Raw genomic sequence first — 22,845 nt, 5'->3', positions numbered from 1 at the left:
TTTATCCATGGCTATTGATTAATAAATAAAACGCCGGATTACCAACCCAGATTAAAAGTGACAACGCCAACAATCATGGCAGGCACGGCACTGTATAAGGTTGCCTGAAGTGCTGCTTTGGGTGCCAGGGCAATGGCCGGAAAAAGAGCATCACCATCGTTACTGATGGCATTAGCAAGTTGTGCGGATAAAGGCACAACACCATTCAGGTAGAGCGTGGTTAAAACAATTTGTGGGCCACAGCCGGGAACAAAGCCCAGTAAAACGGCAAACAGTATTGTCAGGCCACCAAAGTTATAGAAAATGGCCTGCAGGTTGAGCCCGGTAAAATACACCAGCAATTCATAGCTTAAAAAACCAGCGATAACCCACACCGAAATAAAGCTGGTTTCAGCCACAACCGTTTCCCGCAGGTATCTAATTTCATTTTTAGCTGCGAATCGTGCAGACCAGGAATCCAGAGGTTGGCTGATCCACACGGCGATACACAAGAGTGCGCCAAGGAAGCCCAGCCATTGAACCGGCTGGAATGCCGACCAGCGACCAAACAGCTGATTGCTATCAAGCTGAAACGCTTCCAGCAGGCCAAATACCGTACCGGGAATTAACAACAATATAAAAAAAGTACTGAGTTTAGGTGGTAAACGAGGAATTGTAGTGGCGCAGCTGGCTGAATTATTTTGCGATGATTTCAGATAGTCATGACCATGAATGGCATTAACCAGATAGCCCGATAACACACCTGTGACCAGGCTGATGCCATATACCAGTAATGCTGTTTGTGGCTCCTTCGACAACAGCAGAAAAGCGGCATCCCCCATGGTAGCGATTAATACCGCGACCAGCGCACCAAAACTCATCTGGCCGTTAACAAACTGAGTGACAACGATGATTGCACCACCACAACCGGGTAAGGCACCCAACAGAGCGGCAACCGGCACCTGAAAAATACTGTTCTGATTTAATACCTGGGTCAGCCCGGATTTCATCCGCCGATCCAATGCATAAAACACCGCCAGTGTGGCTGCAATAAAGATGCTCACCCCGAGATAGGCATCACTCAGGGTCGACATAACCAGTTCAAACAGTTGTGGATCGGCAATATGCAGGAAATACAAAAATGCCAGTAGCAGAGAAACCAGCAATTGATCCCGGCGGGGTTTGATCATGGACACGATCGGCTTGCTGTTCATTTGATCCACCCCGGTTCTTCTCAGTACCCGGGTAATCACGAAGCTATTCCGGCAATTACATCAGTGTTGGCACTGAGGTTATTCAACAGGTTGCTGACAAAATCCAGGTGGGCCATGTTCTCGTTCATATTGCGATAGGATAAATCGAAAACCTGGTAATCGTATTCCATCGAGATGGCACAGATTTCGTTATAAGCCTTTACTGAAAATGCTTCATTTTTCTGCAGCTGAGCCAGTAAGTAGTTAGCCGTCAGCTTCTGCCTGGCAGGCATCGTTGCCAACGCTGGCGTGGCCGGTAAACGCCCATTGAGGCGCTCGATACACTGGTTAATGGCATGGAGGTGATCCTGATCTTCGTCCAGTGCGCTCTGGCACAGGTCGGAGATATCCGGGCTGATGCCAGCGGCATTGTTCAGGAATTCAGCATAAAGCTTGTGCGTTAGCAGCTCATTGCTGGCAACTGAGTGTAACAGTGTGAGCAGGCGCTCAGGACGATTGCCTTGTATTGGCAGGGTTTTAAAAGAAACCACGTGCGATACCCATCTTGAGTGTTAATGATAATTATTATCATCTAGATGGTATTGCTTGTAAAGCCGTGGTTTTTAGTTTGATGAGCTGAATTAGCTTTCGTCTTTCATACCTTCGAGCACATTACGCTTCAGGCGTTCAAGCTGCATATCGTTTAAACCGAGGTAGTTCATGATCACCGGAGCCAGCTTTTCCCATTCGTGGTTGGTTGGTGCCTGAGCAATAAAACCGGAAGAATGAGCAATACGTTCAGCCAGTTTGAGCATGGCGACCAGCTTCAGCTTGTCGTCGTCATCGCTGGTCTGAAATGCATTGTTAATCCAGGGGATAGAATGGTGGTAGCGAATCACTTCGACGGCTGTGGCATCCAGATGCCAGCGTTCAGCCAGCTGGCCACTCAATTCTGCGTGGCTGATTCCCAGGTGATGTTTCTCAAAGGCACCAATGGCTCCGCTTTCATGGCGGTAAGCCGCTTTAACGATATTTCGGTAGCGGGTGGTGTGGTTATAAATTAACGCCATGCCGATGTTGTGGAACAGGCCCAGTTCATAGGCGCTATCGGTTTCTGCCAGTTTTAATTCTTTCGCAATTAATACCGAAGCCACAGCAACCCGGTTGGCGACGTTCCAGATTTCTTCCGGAAAGCTCTGATTACTGTTAAAAAATGCTCCCCGTAGCGAGCGGCCGGTTGCCAGGCGAACAATGCGATCTTGTCCGAGAAAACGCACTGCCTCTTCTATGTTGGCGATCTTACGAACCAGATTGAAGCAGGGGGCATTAATGGTGTTTACCACTTCACTGGCGAGCTCTTCCTGTTCCGCAATCATTTTTCCGATGGTATTCAGATCTGCCATTGAACGGCTGAGCGTTTCAATAATATCGGGTGGTCCCGGTATTTCTATTTGGTCTGTAAGATCGGTTTTTTTAGCAGCTTCTGACATATCAGGCCTATGACGGCAGTTGTTCTTCTAATTTAATATAGTTGGCCGGAGTTAAATTTCATGTTTTAAATAGCGAAACTGAGGTTTTAGAGACATAAGTCATGTCTCTGTTATTATTGTGTTTTTTATCGATGAGCTAAGGAAAAATTATGATGAATATTATTGGCGCGATCGTATTAATTGCCCTGGTTGTCTGGGGAATACGACGAGCCACCAATAATAAAAAAATTGCTGATGAAAATAAAAATAAGGCGGCTGATTTCTGGACTGAAAATGCGAAGAAAGAAGGCGTTGAACAAACCCGCAGTGGTTTGCAATATCTGGTATTAGAAGAGGGCAACGGAAAAAGCCCGGCTGCCACTGATATGGTCAAGGTGCATTACCACGGCACGCTACTGGATGGCAGTGTGTTCGACAGCTCTGTGGATCGTGGCCAGCCAATCAGCTTTGGTCTGAATCAGGTCATTCCAGGTTGGACTGAAGGTCTGCAGTTAATGAAGGAAGGTGGCAAAACCCGCTTGTTTATCCCATCTGAGCTGGCTTATGGTGATCGTGCTGCGGGTACTATTCCTCCGGGTTCATTACTGATCTTTGATGTGGAGTTAATCGAAGTTCATTAGTTACAGGTATTTGCTGTTAGCAAGCCAGCCATATGGCTGGCTTGCATAGCGTGTATTTTAAAAGTAGTAGCCCACGTTAATATTAAATCGAGTCCCCCAATCTTTTTTAGCAGTACCTTGAGCATAGGAATCCGCTCCACCACTAATATAGCGTGCATTTCGGCCTGCGATAACGTCAATATTGGCGTAAACTGCACCTGCGCTAATCGCGACACCCGTTGTATTCAACTGGGAATCTTCAAAGTTTGTGCCGTCTTTAACCATGTGGCTGTAATCGTTGTAGAAGCGCAGATTAGAAATACGGCTATTCGCAACTGGTACGTCATAAGATACGTTAAAGGTATAAAGATTAGCTTTGGCAGCAATATTGAAAGAGCCGCCAACGCCGCCGCCTAAGTGAACTACGTCACTATCAGTGCCTTCTGGATTTTCAAGGTCGTATTCGTAGCGAGTGACCTGAGTTTGCGTTGTAAAGCCACCATATTTACCGATATGGTGGAGGGACGCAGCCCATTGGCTTCCGTGTTTTTCTTCAGTAGTGTTGTAAATCTGCCCGACTCTTGCTGAAAGGCCCAGCTCGCCGCTGCTATCAAATGAGTACGCAACTCGTGTTACTAGGGTTCCATCCTCTTCATTTTTAGATGAACCGTCAGTAGAGCTAATAACATCATAAGAATAACGAGCAGTTCTGTTGTCTTGATATTCAGTCCCGCCAAAATATGCTGCCTGAATGTTCCATTTGCCATTCTGAGTAATGTATTTGATACCGGTATCGTAATCGTCTGTCAGGCCCAGATAATAGGCAATACCAAACCACCAACTATTGCTTTCATAAGGGAATATACCAAAGGGAACTTTAGTAATACCCAACTGAATTTCAGAATTTTCATCAACATCAGTGGCAATATATGAGTGGTGTACAGTCTCTAAACCGTCGTACCAACGGTAGTCTGCAGACAAACGAATGCCATTGCTTTCTGTATCAACCTTGAGGTTGAATAAATTAAACGATGAATCACCGCCACGGTCTTTTTCACTGTCATTATCATCACGCAGGCGGTAATTCATGCGAAATGAGCCGGAAATATTTAATTTTTCTAATGCTTCAACTCGCTTTTTTAGATCTTCTAATTCCGTGCTTTCAGCAGAAGCCTGTGTAGCAAACATAAGCGAAGATGCTGCAAGGGTGGATAGGAATAACTTGTTATATTTCATGTTCTACCTCTTCAGATTACAGTTTGTTCAGCCGATATAAATCTGATCGACCGATACTTACTACTGAGTAGTTAATATCAGTATTTTGTTTTTAGAGTTTTTATAATTACCGGGTGAGGTTCATTTCTCCCGGTAATTATCCGTTGTTTTAGTTGGACGTTGATGCATTAACCTGAACGGCTTGACCATTGTCCGGGTCACGCGCAATCACGTCGTGATTTAATTGGTCGCCAAAGTCTTCTTTAGCCCATTTGATTAAGGAGCTGGCGAGAATGATCAGTACCGGAATCATCGGTAATGCAACCAAAATCGTTGAGGTTTGTACGGCTTTTAAACCGCCAACTGTCAGTAATCCCACACCAACCAGCGCTAACAGCACTGTCCACATAATACGAATCCAGCGAGCCGGCTCTTCGTAGCCGGTCAGTTCCTTACTGCAGGTTGCTGCCAGCATATAGGCGGATGAATCCACGGTTGTGGCGAGGAAAATAAAACACAATAAAGTGAATAGAATGATGACCATGTCGCTGGCTGGCAGAGTATCTAATACAGCGACAACGGTGGCAGGGGTGCCTTCACTGCTGAGAATGGCCTGTAGATCAAGTGCCTGATTAACATCAAGATCGATAGCGTAGCCACCCCAGATTGCAAAGAATGCCCAGCAACCGATGCTGCCGTAAGTAACGCCGTACACAATCACTTCACGAATGGTGCGACCGCGGGAAATGCGTGCCACGAATAAACCCATCATAGGTGCATAAGCAATCCACCAGGCCCAATAGAAAACCGTCCAGCCTTCCGGGAAACCACCTTTTGCAATCGGATCGGTCCAGAAATTAATCCGGAAGAAATTGTCCATAAATAAGCCAAAGCTGTTGGACCATAGATTTAATAAGAAAACTGTTGGGCCTGCGATTAAGATAAAGACCAATAACGCAAATGCGAGGCCTGTATTAATGTTCGAAAGCGTCTGGATGCCTTTATTCAGCCCGTTAAATACACTCCAGGCAATCATTATGGTCCATAGGGCCAGGATACCCATTTGCAGTAAAAAGGAATCTTCAAAGCCAAAAATACGTTGAAATAGCTCAGACACCAGCGGAACCGAAAGTCCCAGCGATGTGCCGACGCCACCGACAATTGAGAAGATCACAATGATATCGATGATGCGACCCAGCGGCCCATCAACCAAACCACCCAATACGCCACGGCAGGCCTCGCTCATACGTAAAACACTGACTTTACGCACGTACAGCGCATAACCGATCGGCAGTGCCGGCATCAGGTATAAAGCCCACGGCACAACACCCCAGTGGAACATTGGATACATAGCGGCCCACTCTGCGGCGGCAGAAGTACCTGCTTCAACATTCAGCGGTGGTCCAGATAAAAAGTACAGAGGCTCAACAAACGCCCAGTTACAAATGGATATGCCAATGCCGGCACAGAACAGCATGGAAACCCAGGGCAGGGTGCCAAATTCCGGACCATCTTCCGGAGCTCCCAGCTTGATCCGGCCTAGTCGACCGAATGCCAGCCACATCATAAATGTAAAGCTTCCAATCCCAGTTAATAGATATGCCCAGCCAAAATTACCGGTTACCCAGCTAAAGATACTGCCAACAGCCTCTTTGCCTCCCTCGGGGTTGACGGCCAGAGGGACAATCATAGCCAAAAGGACAATAACCGAAGGCCAGAATAAGGCCGGGTCAATAGCGGGTTTTTTTATTGTTGTACTCATAAAAAACACCTGTCATGAGTGTTGATTTTTATCGTGTTGTAACGGTCATTTGTTTGAAACCGCACAGCGCTGATCACGGGTCATAAACCTGAGAGTAGTTCAGACAAAAGCTAAGACTTTTTTGAAAATCTTATTTTTATGACAACTATAGGTTTACTTGTTAACCAGATAAAAGCTTAAGTTGACTTGTGTCAAGTAAAAGTGGTCAAGCTTAGACGAATGGCTTGACTTGTAACAATTGATTCCTTGGATTGATTACAATCAAGAAAAAGTCTGGTTTTTTGGGGTTTTATGTGACTTAAGTCATACGTTTGATGGTATTGACTTGGAATTAGTCAGCATAATAGAATCCATCGGTGTTAACCTTGGGTTTACAAAAACAAGAATTGAGAGATCGCGCTATGAAACAGATTCCTGCTATCCGATTGGATGATCATATTGATCTGGATAATGCTCTGACCATTCCAGCTCCGTATTACACATCTGAAGCTGTTTTCGAGGAAGAGAAAGAAAAGATTTTTGCAAGCAGCTGGGTGTGTGTCGCGCATTGCAGCGAGGTAGCCACGAAAAATGCTTACATTACCCGTGAAATCATTGGCGAGAGCCTGGTTATCGTACGTGGCCGAGACAACGTTCTACGTGGTTTTTACAATGTTTGCCCACACCGCGGTCATGAGTTGTTAAGCGAAGCTGCTGGTAAGGCAAAAAATGTGATTACCTGCCCATATCATGCCTGGGCATTTAAGCTGGATGGCAAGCTGGTTCACGCAACTAACTGCGAAAACGTGAATAATTTTGAAGCCGATGCCATCGGTCTGACACCATTCCATGTCGTTGAACATGCGGGTTTTATCTACATCAACCTGACGGAAGGTGAGCCTCAGCCAATTGAAGAGCAGTTGCCTGGTCTGGCGGAGCGTATGGAATCGACCATGGGCAATATTCGGGATCTGAAGCTGGCAGCTCGTTTTGTTAGCAATACTCCAGCTAACTGGAAAAGTATCGTTGATAACTACATCGAGTGTTATCACTGTCCGACAAATCATGTGAGTTTTGCATCTTCCGTTAATGTGGATGTATATGACCATGAATTGCACGAGAATTGGACCGTGCAGGTTGGTGAAGCTAAATCATCAGACAGTTCTTTCCAGGTGAGTGACGACATAGAAAATCCGAATTTTACGGGTTTCTGGATCTGGCCGAGCACTATGTTTAATATGCCACCGGGTGGCGACTTCATGACCGCCATTTATGAATTCCCTGTCAGCGCAGGTGTGACTCTGCAGCACTATGAAATTTATTTCCTGAACGAAGAATTGACTCAATACCAAAAAGACCTAGTCGAATGGTATCGTGACGTTTTCCGTCCGGAAGACCTACGCTTAGTCGAAAGCGTACAGCGTGGCCTGAATTCCCGCGGCTATAAAGGTCAGGGACGTATCATGACCGATAAGCAGCGCAGTGGTATCAGCGAGCACGGTGTTGCTCATTTCCATCAAATTGTTGCGCGTCTGCACGCTGCTGAATAATGGCTGATGTCCGGGTGCCCCCGGACTGGAGAACTCTATGCAAACACTTGATCAAGCGCCGCTGTTTAAGCAGGCGTGTTATGTAAATGGTGAGTGGGTAACCACAGATGAGTCTATCGAGGTTTTAAACCCGGCGACGCGGGAATGTATTGGTACCATTCCATCAATGAATGCTGAGCAGGCCAGCCGCTGTATTGAGCAGGCCAAAGAAAGCATGAAAGGCTGGAGTGCATTAACCGCCAAAGCCCGTGCAAAAATTCTGCTGCGCTGGTTTAGCCTGATTGAAGAAAATGCCGATGAACTTGCGTTTATTATGACGCAAGAACAAGGTAAGCCGCTAAAAGAAGCACGTGGTGAAATCTTATATGCCGCTTCATTTATTGAATGGTTCGCTGAAGAAGGTAAGCGCGTTTACGGCGAAACCATTCCTCAAACCGTCGAAACTAACCGTATTTCGACGTTGAAACAGCCGATAGGTGTGTGCAGCGCCATTACGCCGTGGAACTTCCCGGCGGCGATGATCACGCGTAAAGCCGCACCGGCTTTAGCGGCGGGCTGTAGCTTTGTCGTAAAGCCGGCGACAGAAACTCCATTCACCGCATTAGCGTTGGCAGAATTAGCGCATCAGGCGGGTATCCCGGCGGGTGTGTTTAACGTGATTACCGGTCCTTCCCGTGCTTTGGGTGAAGTGCTGACGCAACACGAACTGATCAGCAAATTCTCGTTTACCGGTTCTACGCCGGTGGGTCGTGTTTTGCAGGCGCAATGTGCCAGCACGATTAAGAAAACCTCAATGGAGCTGGGCGGTAATGCCCCCTTTATCGTGTTTGATGATGCGGATGTTGATAAAGCCGTTGCGGCTGGGATTGCGGCGAAATTCCGTAATGGCGGCCAGACCTGTGTGTGTGTAAACCGCTTTTACGTGCACTCGGCGATTTACAATGAATTTGTTGAAAAATTTGCCGCTCAGGTTCGTGCGCTGAAGGTTGGTAACGGCCTGGATGATGCAACCGACATTGGCCCGATGATCACTCAGAAAGCCATTGCCGACATGAGCCTACTGGTGAATGACGCTGAAGCAAAGGGTGCTAAAGAACTGGCTGCGGCAGAAGTACCGGCTGAAGGCCAATATTTTGCGCCTCGTGTGCTAGTGGATGTGACGGAAGATATGAACATTGTTCAGGAAGAAATCTTTGGGCCAATCGCAACCATTATTCGGTTTGAAACCGAAGACGATGTGATTCGTCAGGCGAATGACACCATTTATGGCCTGGCGGCCTACTTCTTCTCCAACGATGTCCGCCGTGTTCATCGTGTAGCAGAAGTGCTGGAAAGCGGCATGATTGGTGTAAACACCGGGATTATCTCGAATGAAGTTGCACCTTTTGGTGGTGTTAAACAATCGGGTTTGGGTAAGGAAGGCTCGCGTTACGGTATTGAGGATTACCTCAAAGTGAAATACATCTGCCTGGACATTGCTTAATCAAGCGCTGGCGTGAGAGAGATTATTATGGCTGACAATAATGTAAAAGTACGCGTTGCGTCGATTAAACACGTTGCCAACACCATCAAGCAATTTGATCTGGTTCCATGTGAAGGAACACTGCCGACGTTTACGCCGGGTGCCCATATTACGGTTGAAATGAATGACGAACTGAAGCGTTCTTATTCATTAACCAGTGCGCCGGATGATGCTGAGCGTTATCAGATTGCAGTCTTACTGGAGCCTGAGTCCCGCGGTGGTTCGCGTTATATGCACGAACGGCTGAAGGAAGGTGATGAGCTGAACGTTTCTCAGCCTGATAACTATTTTGCGTTGGATACCACGCATAAAGGCAAGCATTTATTGATTGCTGGTGGTATTGGTATTACACCGTTTATGTCATATCTGCCTGTGCTGGAAGCTGAGCAATTGGACTTCGAGCTTCATTACTGCATTCGCAGTGAAGAAGATGCTGCTTATGTGTCGGAATTAAGCCAGCGCTTGGGTGAGCGCTTGTTTATTTACGACACCTCTGTGCAGCAACGCCTCGAGGTGGAAGCACTGATCAAGCAATATCAGGAAACCGCGCACGTCTATGTGTGTGGTCCGGTCAGTTTGATTGATGACGTGGTGAAGTTTGGTCAGCAGATTCTGGGTGAAGAGCGCACACACTTTGAAAACTTTGGTGAAGCGGCCAGCGAGGGTGATGCGTTTGAAGTGCATTTTCAGCAGTCGGGTTTCAGTCTGACGATTGAATCAGACACCAGTATTTTACAGGCAATTGAAGCGGATGGCCGTTTATCCGTTGAATGCCTGTGCCGTAATGGTGTCTGTGGTACGTGCGAAACGGACATTGTTGAGGGGGAAGCTGATCACCGTGATAACTACCTGGATGACGACGAAAAAGCGTCTCAGGAAACCATGATGATTTGTATCTCGCGTTCGAAAACGCCGAAGCTGATTTTGGATATGTAGTTACGTTGCGGCAACTTATGTTACTGGAACTCAAACATAATATAACCGGGTAAATCATTCATTGCTGCTTGGTATATCAGTAGCGCGCGCTGATCACCAAGGGTGATGGGTATTTCCTGGTTGTGCTGAGTAGTGCCGAGAATATTGTGTTGAGTCGCCATAAAGCCATACAGTTGCTGCTGTAAGGTGAGATAGCTGATATCGGGGTGATGTTCACTCTGATTGGATTTAATGATTTCACCAAATAGGTCGGTGAAAACAATGAGTTTACTTGTGCGCTTTAACAATAAATTGAAGAACTGTTCGAAACGTTGCAAGGATAATTCATACTGCTTGCGCAAGGTATTATCCATGCTCGTGCCAATGATACGAGTTATTTTGCCATTATGATCTTTTACGCCGACGGCGCGTGAGGCGATCCAGCGTTCTTCATTATTTTTAACAATGCAGAAATCCATTTCATGGGCGCCGCCTTCGCGCACGATTTTTTCGTAATCGTTTTCGAGCTTTCGGCGTGATTCGGGGCTCATTAACTCCCAGAAATCGGAATTGCTATCGATGCGAACACCGTAAACTTGTTCGGCATTTTTAGAGTAGCTGACCTTGTCCAGAATAAGATCCCACTCCCAGGTGACAATATCAGAAGAGCCGTGAAGGTGAACTTCACTAATATTTTCATGATATTGGGTTGTTGGTGTTGTTGATGACAGATTGGCATTAACACCGTATTTCAGCCATAACTTATCGACATTTAAAAAGTTGGCAAGCAGTTCCAAGTTGTTATCGTCGATGCTGCCTCCTTTGGTCCATTTATTGACTGCAGTTCGGGATACATTTAGCTCGTTGGCTACTCGTGTTTGGCTGGTTTTTTTGTTTCGCAGCGTCTCGACTAGGCGCTGGCTGAAATCGTGTGCTGACATATCAGTCTCGAATAAGAACTTCTGGAAGACATTTTATGTTAACCAGAGATTGACATCTAGACGGCTTTTCGCGGATGAGTTGGTTGCTGTGAAGAAATTAGTTTGAAACTGGTTGCCTGTTGTTTTCTCTGGAACCTTGTGGGTATTAGTTGGTTTTGTAATCGGTACTTTTCGCAGTATTTCTACGGCTGTTTCGGTTTGTTTGGTTACTTGGGGAGAGGTCGTTTTAGACTTTGGTAGGCAATTGCCATTTTGTTTGTAAAAAAACTACAAGAAAGGCTTGTCGTCGCTCTAAAAACCGTTCAGACTTTCATCAAGATTAAAAATGACGGGAATAAATTGTGTGAATGTGATGTTTTGGTCACATTCGCGAGGCTTAATACCCCAGTTAGCACGGAACTTAGACACGGATTGCTAATCAATATGGGTAATAGGTAAGACCAATTTAGTGCCGATCCATCTTCATGTGGGCTTTGTTGAAAACTGACAGGATTACTGAATGACCGACGATATCGACGTATATGAAACTCAGGAATGGCTGGATTCGTTACACGCTACCATCCGCCACGCCGGACCCGAGCGCGCTGCTTTTTTACTGAAACAGTTATTCGACAATGCTCTGGATAAAGGTGTTGCATTGCCACAGGCAATTACCACGCCGTACCGCAACACCATCGCTCCGGAAAAAGAGCGACGCATGCCCGGCGACCTGTTTATGGAGCGCCGTATTCGTTCCCTGATTCGTTGGAATGCATTAGCCATGGTAATGCGTGCTAACGATAATGATGAAGGCCTGGGTGGCCACATTGCTTCATTCGCCTCGTCGGCCACGCTGTACGATGTGGCGTTTAACTATTTCTTCCGCGGTAACGAAAACGGTCACCTGGGTGATTTGATTTATTTTCAGGGTCATATTGCTCCGGGCATTTACGCCCGTTCTTATTTGGAAGGCCGCTTCGACGAAGAGCAACTGGATAACTTCCGTCGTGAAGTGGATGGCAACGGTTTATCTTCCTACCCACACCCTTGGTTGATGCCCGATTACTGGCAGTTCCCGACCGTATCTATGGGTTTAGGACCGATTCAGGCCATTTATCAGGCCCACGTAATGCGTTATCTGTCGGCGCGTGAATTATCCGCCCGTGGTGATCGTAAAGTCTGGGCATTCCTGGGTGACGGTGAATGTGATGAGCCGGAAACTCTGGGTGCTATCTCTCTGGCAGGCCGTGAGCAGCTGGAAAACCTGATCTTTGTGGTGAACTGTAACCTGCAACGTCTGGATGGACCGGTGCGTGGTAACGGCAAAATCATGCAGGAGCTGGAAGGCGTCTTCCGCGGTGCTGGCTGGAACGTGATTAAAGTGGTTTGGGGTCGCCATTGGGATGCGCTGCTGGATAAAGATAAATCCGGCATGTTGCAGAAACGCATGGACGAAGTGTGTGATGGGGATCTGCAAAACTACAAAGCCAATGGCCCGGCTTACACCCGTGAGCACTTCTTTGGTAAATACCCGGAAACCGCGGCACTGGCTGAAGAATTAACCGACGAAGACATCGCTAAATTAAACCGCGGTGGTCACGATCCGTTTAAAGTGTACGCAGCCTACGCCGAAGCGGTTGCTAACAAAGGCGCACCAACCGTTATCCTGGCGCAAACCGTTAAAGGTTACGGTATGGGTGATGCCGGTGAAGCGGCTAACGATACCCACTCTGTGAAAAAACTGGATATCGAATCGTTAAAAGGCTTCCGTGATAAATTCGCGATTCCGTTAACCGATAAAGAACTAGAAACCGTTCCGTATTACCGTCCGGCGCCTGATAGCCCGGAAATGAAATACATGCGTGAACGTCGCGACGCATTACACGGTCCGGTGCCATCTCGTCGTACCGATTTCGAGCCATTAAAAACACCGGCACTGGAAGCCTTTAAAGGTCAGCTGACCGGTAGTGGCGAACGTCAGATGTCATCCACCATGAGTTTTGTGCGTGTGTTGTCACAACTGGTGAAAGACAAAGAAATTGGCAAGCGTATTGTGCCGATTGTACCGGACGAAGCGCGTACCTTTGGTATGGAAGGTATGTTCCGTCAGCTGGGTATTTATTCTTCCGCGGGTCAGAAATACACCCCGCATGATCACAGCCAGATCATGTATTACAAGGAAGATAAAAAAGGCCAGATCATGGAAGAGGGCATCAATGAAGCGGGTGCGATGTCGGCCTGGATTGCGGCGGCAACAGCGTACAGCAACTCTAACTGCCCGATGATTCCGTTTTACGTGTTCTACTCCATGTTTGGGTTCCAGCGTATTGGCGATTTGGCCTGGGCAGCGGGTGATATTCAGGCACGCGGTTTCTTAATTGGCGCAACGGCGGGCCGTACGACATTAAACGGCGAAGGTCTGCAGCATCAGGATGGTCACAGTCATTTAATGGCACACACCATTCCGAACTGTCATTCCTATGATCCGACTTACGGTTTTGAACTGGCGGTGATTATTCAGGATGGCCTGAAACGTATGTACGACGATCAGGAAAACTGCTTCTACTACATCACCACCATGAACGAAAACTACGTTCATCCGGAAATGCCACAAGGTGCAGAAGAAGGCATCATCAAAGGCATGTACCAGCTGAAAGAAGGCAAAAAGACGAAGAAGTCCGATGCCCGTGTTCAGTTAATGGGCTCCGGTACCATTTTACGTGAAGTGGAAGCCGCGGCGGATATTCTGCGTGAAGACTACGGTGTTGAATCCGATATCTGGAGCGTAACGTCCGTGAACGAACTGGCCCGTGACGGCCAGCGTTGTGAACGTAACAACTTATTGCATCCGGAAAAAGAAGCTGAAGTACCTTATATCACTCAGCAATTAAGCGCTCAGAATGGCCCGTTTATTTTCGCGTCGGATTACATTAAATCTTACGGCGAACAATTACGCGCCTTTGTACCGGGTGAATATAAAGTGCTGGGTACCGACGGTTTTGGTCGCTCGGATACGCGTAAAAAATTACGTCAGTTCTTCGAAGTCAGCCGTGAATTTATCGTACTGGCGGCATTAACCAGCCTGGCAAAAGACGGCAAGTTCGATGCAAAAGAACTGGAAAAAGCCCGCGTACATTTAGGTATCGATGCCGCAAAACTGGACCCAACACTGAGCTGAGAGGAGGCAATTAAATGAGCAATATTATCGTTAAAGTGCCGGACCTCGGCGGTTCGGAAAATGTCGAAATTATTGAAATTTCGGTGGCGGTGGGCGACAGCGTTGACGTCGAACAGGACTTAATTGTTCTGGAAACCGATAAAGCCACCATGGAAGTTCCGTCCAGCCACGCCGGTGTGGTTACCGAATTATTGGTGAAAGTCGGCGACACTGTTTCTGAAGGTTCGGATATTCTGGCCCTGACCAGCGAAGCATCTGATGCACCGGTTGCTGAAGCCGCGGTTGAAGTTGCTGCCGAGGCTGCCGCCGTTGTTGAAGAGTCCGCTGCACCTGAAGCATCTGCCACAAATACAGCAGCACCTGCACCAGCAGCCAGCGAAACCATTGAGTTAACCGTGCCGGATCTGGGTGGTGCAACCGATGTCGATATTATCGAGTTAAGTGTTGAGCCAGGCGCCAGCGTTGAAGCAGAAGACTCGCTGTTGGTGCTGGAAACGGATAAAGCCAGCATGGACGTACCGGCGCCACAAGCCGGTACTCTGGTCGAATTTAAAGTGGCGGTGGGTGATAAGGTTAATGAAGGTGATGTTTATGCCGTGCTAACTACCGCAGCTACTGCAACTACTCCTGTGGCCGCTCCAGCATCTGAGTCAGCGCCTGAACCTGTGGCGGAAAAACCAGCCTCAGCACCCGCGCCGGCAAAAGCAGAGCCTGCAGCACAAGACGTGGAATCTAAGGCTGTGGTGGAAGGCAAAGGCGTTTATGCCGGTCCGTCATCACGTCGCTTAGCACGTCAGCTTGGTGTTGATTTGACCAAGGTAAAAGGCTCTGGTGCGCGTCATCGTATTACCAAAGATGATATTCGTGCTTATGTAAAAGATCTGATTCAGAAAGCGGAATCCGGTCAGGTCGCAGTTACGTCCGGTTCGGGTATTCCAGCCGTTCCGGAAATTGATTTTTCCCAGTTTGGTGAAATCGAAATGCAGCCAATGAGCAAAATTAAAAAGCTCACTGCTGCGAATATGTCGCGTGCCTGGTTAAACGTGCCCCATGTAACTCAGTTCGACGAAGCGGATATTTCCGATCTTGATGCGTTCCGCAAAGACATGAAAGCCGAAGCCGAACGTCGTGGTGTGAAATTAACGCCGATGCCATTCCTGATTAAGGCGGCGGCAATGGCACTGCGTGCTGAGCCAAGCTTTAACGTATCGCTGCACGCCGATGGCGAACACATGGTGCAAAAACACTACGTTCATATTGGTATGGCGGTGGATACACCAAATGGTCTGGTGGTTCCGGTAATTCGTGATGCCGATAAAAAAGGCATTTGGGAATTAGCGGAAGAAAGCAACGAACTGGCGGCCAAAGCCCGTGCCGGTAAATTAAAACCGGCGGAAATGCAGGGTGGTTGTTTTACCATTTCCAGCCTGGGTGCGATTGGCGGCACTGGCTTTACGCCAATCGTGAATACACCGGAAGTCGCGATTATGGGTGTTTCTAAAGCTCAGATTAAGCCAATCTGGAACGGTAAAGAATTCGAGCCGCGTAACATGTTGCCATTGGCAGTATCGTATGATCACCGTGCCATTAATGGTGCTGACTGCGGTCGTTTCTTTACTACACTGGTCAATATGATCAGCGATATTCGTCGTCTGGTGTTATGAGCCTCGTGTCATAACACCAGACGAGAATAACTGCGCTGTATTTATACAAGCGCAGTAACTCTATGACCTGACGGATGGTTCCCTGCGGTTTATCGAGAACTGGTAAATAGGGAATTCAGGTCTCCAGCGCAACACCGATACATTTTTAGACTGGCCCTGACCTCATGCCAGCCTGAAAATGTATCGGTGTTTTTTTGTAAGTTTCTTTATCTGAAATATATCCAATCAGAAATATTTTCCTGTCATCCGGAATTAATGCGCCAATATATTCGCTTATTGATTATTTGTTGGTCGTTTGTTGATCAATAAGGGGCGTTATTAAATCTTTTATTGTTTCTCGCCCGATATTTATTAAGTTGACTTAATTGACAGTAATTTAAAGTCACCACTAGACTTCGTACTCTGAACGGGAGAAGTGAATCGTGCGTATATTAAGTCTGACTGCTGCAATTTTGGTTACCGCCCCTGCAGTACAAGCTCTGGAAGTTTTTCAAACTGGCCAGGTTGCTACGGCGCAAGCATTTAATAACAATTTTTCTGAGCTGGAGACTAAGATCGGACAGCTTGAACAAAAGGCCGGGCTGAATAAGCGTAACGTTAATGGAATTGAAATGACGGTTGTCAGCAGCCGTTACGGCTATTATTCACTGACCTCTGCCAAGGGCGTCACGACCCTGATTGATGAAGATGGTTACCCTACAAACAGCTGGGTGTATTACGCCGACGAAAATTGTACGGGTAATGCATATTTCTCGACAGGCTTCGATAACGATAAAAACCTGAATCATCAATATCTGGCAAAACGCCTGTCTCCTTCACAACTCCATTATGATGGCTCGACATTGTTAATGACGCAGGAAACGGAAGTGGTGCGTTTGTTTTCCAAATCACGGCGCTATAAAGGCGTTTGTTCAAATACAGAGAGCACAGAGATTGCGTTAAAGCTGGTGGCTAATGACCCGGCAGTAACCGGTTTTCCTGACTCGCTGCCGTATGTCATCAGCGGTTCAGAGCAACGCTTAACCTTAATACGAAATATCGGTACTGCTCCTGCCGGTGGCAGCAATAATTCGAAACGAAATGTATATGCCAATGGTACAAAAATAGGCTCCGTCAGCTACTTGCCCAGTTCCGCATCACACGCGTTGTACAGCGTGCAACTCGACGATTATCAGGGACACAGTGTCACCTTGTATAAAGACGGCAGCTATAGCGGCCTTAATTTAGTTGATGAAAAAACAGTTTATTTTATTGCTGCCGGGTGTAATGGCACACCGTACCTTGAGGTGCTGGATGATTATGATCGTGAGTGGTGGTATCAGGACCGGTTAAAACGACCGATTATTAAAAATGATGGGAAATATTATCAGCAGTCGGAACAGGTTTATAAAATGTCTGCCGGCGCTAAAAGTGAGCGTTGGAACAGCGGCAGTTGTTTCGCTGAAAGCGGAACCCGGAAGCACGCTTATCGTAAGCTGACCGAGACAACGGCACCCGATTTACCTGTGTTTACACCGCCGATTACCTGGGACGGCTATGTCCAGGAAACCGAATACAGCAGTTTGCCTGAGGCTGATTGATGAAAGTTTTATTTCTGCTGATCAGTATATTGTTGGTGTCCTGTGGCGGAGCGGGGGGAGGTGGCTCCGACAGCGAACCCCCGGTTCAGCAACAGCCTGATCCAAACCCGCAGCCAGACCCGGATCCTCAACCAGATCCGGACCCTCAACCAGAACCGGATCCTCAGCCTGACCCGGATCCTAAGCCAGACCCGGATCCTAAGCCAGACCCGGACCCTCAGCCAGACCCGGACCCTCAGCCAGACCCGGGCCCTCAGCCTGACCCGGATCCACAGCCTGACCCAGATCCACAGCCAGACCCGGATCCGCAGCTACCAATGCTGAAATTCGGAGAAGGAAAGTTTGGCGAAGCGCGACTCGGTTGATTCTGCCTGGGTTAAGGCCTGCTCTGCGGGCCTTTATATGATCTGGTCTGTTTGTATCCGCTCTGTTATACCGGGGCGACAAACAATCACTCGCCAAAACTATGACGCAGCTGGCGTTTTACGGCCCCGCGTTGACGCCAGTTTCTGAATTGCAGCCAATAGTTCTGGAATTGGTTCGCTCGCAGCTCGCGCGCTTTTTCTTCGTAATAAGCCATATCAATTACCCCATTTGAATCTCGGATTATTTCCCTGCGATTTGGTTTGCTCATCGGTTATCTCCTGATACCGGGATAGACTACGACCAAATACTCATTGTTAATAACGATTAAAAATAATCAAAATGATCGCAAATAACGATTTATGGGGATGGCCATGTCGCAACCTAATCTGAGCAGTGAGCTACTGCGTACCTTTGTTACGGTTGTCGAACAACAAGGTTTTATACGCGCAGCGGAGTCGTTGCATAAAACTCAGTCGACTGTCAGTCAGCAAATGAAGAAGCTTGAGCAGGAGCTGGGTGTTGAGATTTTTCAAACCTCCGGGCGTAAGCGGGTGCTTACTCATGAGGGGGAAATGATGCTTGGTTATGCGCGCCGGATGTTGGCACTGCAGGATGATGCCATTGCCAGCCTGCAAACCAGCGGTATTCAGGGGGAGGTTCGCGTTGGCGTCTCACAGGGTATCGCAGAACTGATGCTGCCGGAGTTGCTGGCTGAATTTGCACGACAGAATCCGGGAATTCGCCTGTTTGTAGAAACCGGTTACTCCCCCAGTCTCAATCAGGGATTTGAGAATGATGAGTTTGATCTGGTGATGACCGTGTCGTTGCAGGAGCTGCAGGGTAAGGGTGACTTACTCAGCGTCGAACCGTTGGCCTGGATTGGTGCGCCAGGCTGGCAATGGAGTGGCCAGCGTGAGTTGCCAATCGCCGCTTATACCAGTGAATGTCAGTTCCGGGTGGCCTGCCTGGAAGCGCTGAAGCATCATGACATCGCCTGGCGTCTGGCATACACCAGTTCCAGCTATCAGGGGCTGATGGCTGCGGTGAAAAGTGGTTTGGCGGTGACAGTCAGGCCGCAGAGCGCGGTTGCAGATGGCGGTGAGCTGATCGGTGAGCGTCTGGGTTTACCACAATTACCCAGTGTTTATTCCTGGCTGCGCTATCGACCCGGATTTGAAGCGGGTCAGCAGTTAGCGGCATCGTTGAAGCAGGCAGCTCTGAAGGCGCGCTGATTACTCAATTTCGTATAGCAGGCTAGACTTAATACTTAAGTAAACCAGAGCTCGATGCTATGAAGGGAAGTTATTGCCGCCTGAGTGGTTCAGTCCGATGGATACTGTTACTGATATTTCTGCCATGCGCAGCGTTGCATGCTGAAACTTTGCGGGTGGCGATCAGTGAGCTGGACTATCCGCCGTACCATTATCGCAGCGACGGGAAGCTGGTGGGGGTGTCGATTGATTATGCCCGCGAGGTGGCTGACAAAGCCGGCTATCAGCTGAGCTTCGAGCGTATGCCGTTTGAACGTATCCTTCATGAAATGCGTGCTGGCCGGATCGATATGGTGGTGTTGCTGTTTAAAAACGAGGAGCGCCAAGAATACATTCACTATCTGGATAAACCTTATATCCATGAAGAAAGCCACATTGTGGTGGCCACTGATCAGGAAATGTTTCCCGACCGATTCTCTGGTGATTTTCAGGCATTTAAAGAGTATCCGGTGGTCAGCGTTCGTGGTTACTTCCACGGTGAGTTATTTACCGAAGCGGATTACCTCGAGAAGCAGGAGGTGACCAGTGAAGCAGAGCTGTTGCGTCGTCTGTTATCAGGCCGGCCGATGGTTGCTGTCAGTAACCGGGCCATTATTTCTTACCATGCCCGGTTACAAAACCAGAATCACCGGATTCGTATTTTGCTGCCTGCGATTGATAATGGCGCCGATTATCTGGCTTTTTCTAATAAGCTGAAAAACGTCAGGGAAGTGGTTAAGCGCTTTAACCACGCCCAACAGGAATATATGAGTTCCAGCGCTTATCAGGAGCTGATGAATAAATACGGCTTCGATAGCGACCCTGCATTACTGCAGAGTCGCCCTTAAGCTGCTACACCCGAAATTGAGCAATATGACCTTCCAGATCATAAGACAGCTGTGATAATTGCTGGCTGTTGGTTGCCACCATGGTGCTGGAATTGGCGGTATCGTCAGAAACGCGGGCAACGTTCACCAGATTCTGATTCATCTCTTCCGCCACCTGAGTTTGCTGTTCTGTTGCTGCTGCGACCTGAATAACAATATCGCGCACGTCATCCACTAACGACACAATCCGGTTAATTTCCGCACCGGCATCGCTGGCCGAAGTAACACTGGATTCAGCTCCCTGACTGGAACGTTGCATAACGGAGACGGCCTGTTTGGCCCCACTGCGCAGGCGTTCGTTCATATCGCGGATTTCGGTGGTGGACTCCTGAGTACGCATGGCTAGTTGGCGCACTTCATCAGCAACCACTGCAAAACCCTGACCGGATGCACCGGCGCGTGCCGCTTCAATCGCGGCGTTTAATGCGAGCAGATTGGTCTGTTCGGAAATGCTCTGGATCTGTTCAAGTACATTGGCAATTTGTTCAGTGTCTGATTCCAGCGTCACAATCACATCGCTGGCCTCACGAATATCACCTGCCAGCTGTTTGATATGGGTAATGGTCTTTTCCACATCCTCATTCCCCTGGCTTGCCTTTTGATCGGCACTGTCTGTCACTCGGGCGGCATGGGCAGCATTATTAGCAATTTCCTGGACGGTTGATGTCATTTCCGACATCGCTGTGGCCAGTAATTCGGTTTCCTGGGATTGCTGGCGGGTATCGCGATTGGTTTGCTCGGCATTTCCAGACAATTGCACGGCACTTTGTTTCAGCTGAGTCATCGACTCCGACAGGTGGCGAATTAGTTCCTGAAAAACATCCAAAGTCTGATCGATGGATTTTCCCAGTTGGCCGAGCTCGCCGTGGTTATTAAGGTTAATCCGTTGAGTCAGGTCTTTATTCGCAATCAGTGTCATGACTTGTTTTATTTTCGCCAAAGGGGAAGTAACACTGCGAATAATGGTGACGTTAATTGCGATCAACAGGGCTGCCACAACCAGAATCTGTATCGCAAAACGTACCAGAGCGGCATTAAATTTTTCGTGGATATCATCAATCCAGACACCGGTGCCAATCGACCAACCCCACGGAGTAAATGCACGAACATAGCTCTGTTTAACCTGTGGTTCAGACTGCCCGGGTTTTGGCCATTTATAAGAAAAAACATCGGCACCGCCCGGACGGCTGGCTACCCGGGCCATTTCGGAAAAAACACGAACGCCTTCGTCGGTCACTACGTGAGACATATTTTTACCAACGCTGGCAGAGCTTCCGCCGTTGGCAATCATGCGGACATCGGAATCAACGATAAAGAAATATTCATTACCTTCATATTTCATATCTTCAATTAAACTGATGGCCTGTTTTTGCGCTTGCTGTTCATCTATTAAACCAGTGCGGCTCATTTTATATTGGTTGTTAACAACGCTGTACGCGGTATCAACCAGTGCGTGTAATTCAATTTTGCGATCGTCGATCATAGTTGCTCGCCAGTCGAGCAAGCTCATTGTTTTCAGTGTTATCAGTGCTACGAGTGAAACAGCAACCAGTAATGCCAGTCGCGTACTCACAGACAGGTTTTGCATTGGTGATACCTATTAAAGCGGAGTAATTTAGCGACACATTATAGAATGTGAAACAGATCACATATGGGAAAATTCGGATACTTTTGGTGTGTGTTTTTTTAACTTATGTATCTGTTTTTAAGGAATTTAAAGTTAATTTTACGTGTATTGATATGGGTCATAATTTTCTTGTTTTTTACAGTGAAATTAGTACCGATATCGATCGGTGTTACTACCTAGTGAAAATAATTCCTTAGTTAGTAGCTTTTTGCTAAGTAACTCTTTGGTTAGTACACCGAAAAGAAAGGAATGTTCTTACCATGGCCGCTAGTGACAGCGGCAGATGATAATAACTGGGTGGCGTTTACCGCAGCCATTGCTCCGGTAGCCCTTTGGTCTGAATCATCGCGGCGAAGTCCATGGTTAATGCGATAGCAACATGCACAGCCACACCGCCCCAGATAGAGCGTGATTTTAACGCCAGCACACCGAGGAAAAAGCCAAACAGAATGGCGCCGGTCGACTCCAGCCAGAGTTTAGGGAAATGCATCATCAGATAAGGCAAACACATAACCGCAACCGACAGGCTGCCAAGCTGGGTGCGCAGACCATTCACCAGAAATCCACGGAAGAAAAACTCTACCGCAATAAATTGGGTAATATAAATACATTCCCACAAAATCAGATCGAGCCAGCTGATGTGGGCCAGATCATAGAAGGGGTAATGATTTGCAAAGTCGCTGCGAAAACTGGCCATAATGGCGAAGCCGATAATAGGAGTGGTTAGTAATACATAACCCAGCCAGTGTTTATGTACGTCGCCCCATTGTAAGCCGTACTCTTTCAACGACTGTTTCAGCAATACTTTAATGGTGAATACCGGAATTAAAATAAATGCCAGCAGGTGCCAGCTGCCCCACCAGACATAACCAATCAGTTCACGGTAATGACTACTGTAATACGCGTTCAGCCATTGCCCGCGTCCATCAGAGAACCAGCTTTCCAGCATAGGAATTGCCGTGGATAAGTTACTGGAGTATTTCAGATAGTGCAGCATCAGCAGACACACACAAGCGACGGCAATAACGACCCAGGCACGGTTCTTCAGTGTGGTCTCATCGCAACCCTGACGATCCAGCTTTGCTTGTTCGTCAATGGCAGTTACGTGAGACCAGATTTGTTTCGGGTGTAACCAGTAAAGTGGTTTTTTGAAATGACTCATAATATCC

General features: G+C 47.7%; 19 protein-coding genes. 10 read left to right on the top strand and 9 right to left on the bottom strand.

What is annotated here, in order from left to right; all coding sequences use genetic code 11:
• Positions 1 to 38 precede the first annotated feature (38 nt).
• From ACOQOZ_RS07490 to ACOQOZ_RS07480, 3 genes are all read right to left on the bottom strand, one after another.
• A complete protein-coding gene (locus ACOQOZ_RS07490) occupies positions 39 to 1,193 on the bottom strand; it encodes a putative manganese transporter (protein ID WP_420591654.1) in 1,155 nt (384 codons plus the stop codon).
• Between the two features lie 35 nt (positions 1,194 to 1,228).
• Entirely contained in the window at positions 1,229 to 1,723 is a 495-nt protein-coding gene (locus ACOQOZ_RS07485) for a ferritin-like domain-containing protein (protein WP_420591653.1), read from the bottom strand.
• Between the two features lie 90 nt (positions 1,724 to 1,813).
• Positions 1,814 to 2,662, bottom strand: a complete 849-nt coding sequence (locus tag ACOQOZ_RS07480; protein ID WP_420591652.1) for an HDOD domain-containing protein — start codon at positions 2,660 to 2,662, stop codon at positions 1,814 to 1,816.
• 149 nt (positions 2,663 to 2,811) lie between these two features.
• Here ACOQOZ_RS07480 and ACOQOZ_RS07475 point away from each other — a divergent pair, with 149 nt between their 5' ends.
• Complete coding sequence (locus ACOQOZ_RS07475; RefSeq protein WP_420591651.1) at positions 2,812 to 3,282, top strand: FKBP-type peptidyl-prolyl cis-trans isomerase; 471 nt, start codon at positions 2,812 to 2,814, stop codon at positions 3,280 to 3,282.
• A gap of 57 nt (positions 3,283 to 3,339) precedes the next feature.
• Here the strand turns inward: ACOQOZ_RS07475 and ACOQOZ_RS07470 are convergent, their stop codons facing one another.
• The gene (locus ACOQOZ_RS07470) at positions 3,340 to 4,497 is read right to left on the bottom strand and encodes a hypothetical protein (protein WP_420591650.1); all 1,158 of its coding nucleotides are present in this window, start codon (positions 4,495 to 4,497) and stop codon (positions 3,340 to 3,342) included.
• Positions 4,498 to 4,645: 148 nt separating this feature from the next.
• Positions 4,646 to 6,238, bottom strand: coding sequence for a BCCT family transporter (locus tag ACOQOZ_RS07465; protein ID WP_420591649.1), 1,593 nt, complete (start codon positions 6,236 to 6,238; stop codon positions 4,646 to 4,648).
• 401 nt (positions 6,239 to 6,639) lie between these two features.
• On the opposite strand from ACOQOZ_RS07465, the gene ACOQOZ_RS07460 reads away from it, so the two are divergent.
• Genes ACOQOZ_RS07460 through ACOQOZ_RS07450 form a run of 3 tightly spaced genes read left to right on the top strand, consistent with a single transcriptional unit; the run spans position 6,640 to position 10,225 of the window.
• Entirely contained in the window at positions 6,640 to 7,767 is a 1,128-nt protein-coding gene (locus tag ACOQOZ_RS07460; RefSeq protein WP_420591648.1) for an aromatic ring-hydroxylating oxygenase subunit alpha, read from the top strand.
• A 37-nt stretch (positions 7,768 to 7,804) separates the two neighbouring features.
• A complete protein-coding gene (locus ACOQOZ_RS07455) occupies positions 7,805 to 9,250 on the top strand; it encodes an NAD-dependent succinate-semialdehyde dehydrogenase (protein ID WP_420591647.1) in 1,446 nt (481 codons plus the stop codon).
• A 27-nt stretch (positions 9,251 to 9,277) separates the two neighbouring features.
• Entirely contained in the window at positions 9,278 to 10,225 is a 948-nt protein-coding gene (locus ACOQOZ_RS07450; RefSeq protein ID WP_420591646.1) for a PDR/VanB family oxidoreductase, read from the top strand.
• Between the two features lie 20 nt (positions 10,226 to 10,245).
• Here ACOQOZ_RS07450 and ACOQOZ_RS07445 read toward each other — a convergent pair whose 3' ends face one another.
• Complete coding sequence (locus ACOQOZ_RS07445; RefSeq protein WP_420591645.1) at positions 10,246 to 11,145, bottom strand: helix-turn-helix domain-containing protein; 900 nt, start codon at positions 11,143 to 11,145, stop codon at positions 10,246 to 10,248.
• Between the two features lie 499 nt (positions 11,146 to 11,644).
• On the opposite strand from ACOQOZ_RS07445, the gene aceE reads away from it, so the two are divergent.
• The 4 genes from aceE to ACOQOZ_RS07425 all read left to right on the top strand — a co-directional run bounded on the left by aceE (position 11,645) and on the right by ACOQOZ_RS07425 (position 17,911).
• Positions 11,645 to 14,302 carry a pyruvate dehydrogenase (acetyl-transferring), homodimeric type gene (gene aceE / locus ACOQOZ_RS07440; RefSeq protein WP_420591644.1) on the top strand — a complete coding sequence of 886 codons (2,658 nt, stop codon included), beginning with the start codon at positions 11,645 to 11,647 and terminating at the stop codon, positions 14,300 to 14,302.
• Between the two features lie 14 nt (positions 14,303 to 14,316).
• Positions 14,317 to 15,966, top strand: a complete 1,650-nt coding sequence (gene aceF, locus ACOQOZ_RS07435) for a dihydrolipoyllysine-residue acetyltransferase (RefSeq protein WP_420591643.1) — start codon at positions 14,317 to 14,319, stop codon at positions 15,964 to 15,966.
• Between the two features lie 422 nt (positions 15,967 to 16,388).
• Entirely contained in the window at positions 16,389 to 17,546 is a 1,158-nt protein-coding gene (locus ACOQOZ_RS07430; protein WP_420591642.1) for a hypothetical protein, read from the top strand.
• On the top strand, positions 17,546 to 17,911 hold the full coding sequence (locus tag ACOQOZ_RS07425) for a hypothetical protein (protein WP_420591641.1): 366 nt from the start codon (positions 17,546 to 17,548) through the stop codon (positions 17,909 to 17,911). The genes ACOQOZ_RS07430 and ACOQOZ_RS07425 overlap by 1 nt, the downstream gene beginning before the upstream one ends.
• 86 nt (positions 17,912 to 17,997) lie before the next feature.
• Here the strand turns inward: ACOQOZ_RS07425 and ACOQOZ_RS07420 are convergent, their stop codons facing one another.
• Entirely contained in the window at positions 17,998 to 18,180 is a 183-nt protein-coding gene (locus ACOQOZ_RS07420) for a hypothetical protein (RefSeq protein ID WP_420591640.1), read from the bottom strand.
• Positions 18,181 to 18,283: 103 nt separating this feature from the next.
• Between ACOQOZ_RS07420 and ACOQOZ_RS07415 the strand changes: the two genes are divergently transcribed.
• Both ACOQOZ_RS07415 and ACOQOZ_RS07410 read left to right on the top strand, forming a co-directional pair.
• A complete protein-coding gene (locus tag ACOQOZ_RS07415; protein ID WP_420591639.1) occupies positions 18,284 to 19,144 on the top strand; it encodes a LysR substrate-binding domain-containing protein in 861 nt (286 codons plus the stop codon).
• Positions 19,145 to 19,278: 134 nt separating this feature from the next.
• Positions 19,279 to 20,010 carry a substrate-binding periplasmic protein gene (locus ACOQOZ_RS07410; RefSeq protein WP_420591638.1) on the top strand — a complete coding sequence of 244 codons (732 nt, stop codon included), beginning with the start codon at positions 19,279 to 19,281 and terminating at the stop codon, positions 20,008 to 20,010.
• Positions 20,011 to 20,014: 4 nt separating this feature from the next.
• Here ACOQOZ_RS07410 and ACOQOZ_RS07405 read toward each other — a convergent pair whose 3' ends face one another.
• Both ACOQOZ_RS07405 and ACOQOZ_RS07400 read right to left on the bottom strand, forming a co-directional pair.
• A complete protein-coding gene (locus tag ACOQOZ_RS07405; protein WP_420591637.1) occupies positions 20,015 to 21,637 on the bottom strand; it encodes a methyl-accepting chemotaxis protein in 1,623 nt (540 codons plus the stop codon).
• A 343-nt stretch (positions 21,638 to 21,980) separates the two neighbouring features.
• Positions 21,981 to 22,838: a CPBP family intramembrane glutamic endopeptidase gene (locus ACOQOZ_RS07400; protein ID WP_420591636.1), complete on the bottom strand. Its 858-nt coding sequence runs from the start codon at positions 22,836 to 22,838 to the stop codon at positions 21,981 to 21,983.
• Between the last annotated feature and the right edge of the window lie 7 nt (positions 22,839 to 22,845).

The organism is Bacterioplanoides sp., assembly GCF_965219715.1.
GTDB lineage: Bacteria > Pseudomonadota > Gammaproteobacteria > Pseudomonadales > Oceanobacteraceae > Bacterioplanoides.
The sequence above is the reverse complement of the archived record's forward strand: the minus strand, read 5'-3'. Positions and strand labels throughout refer to the sequence as shown.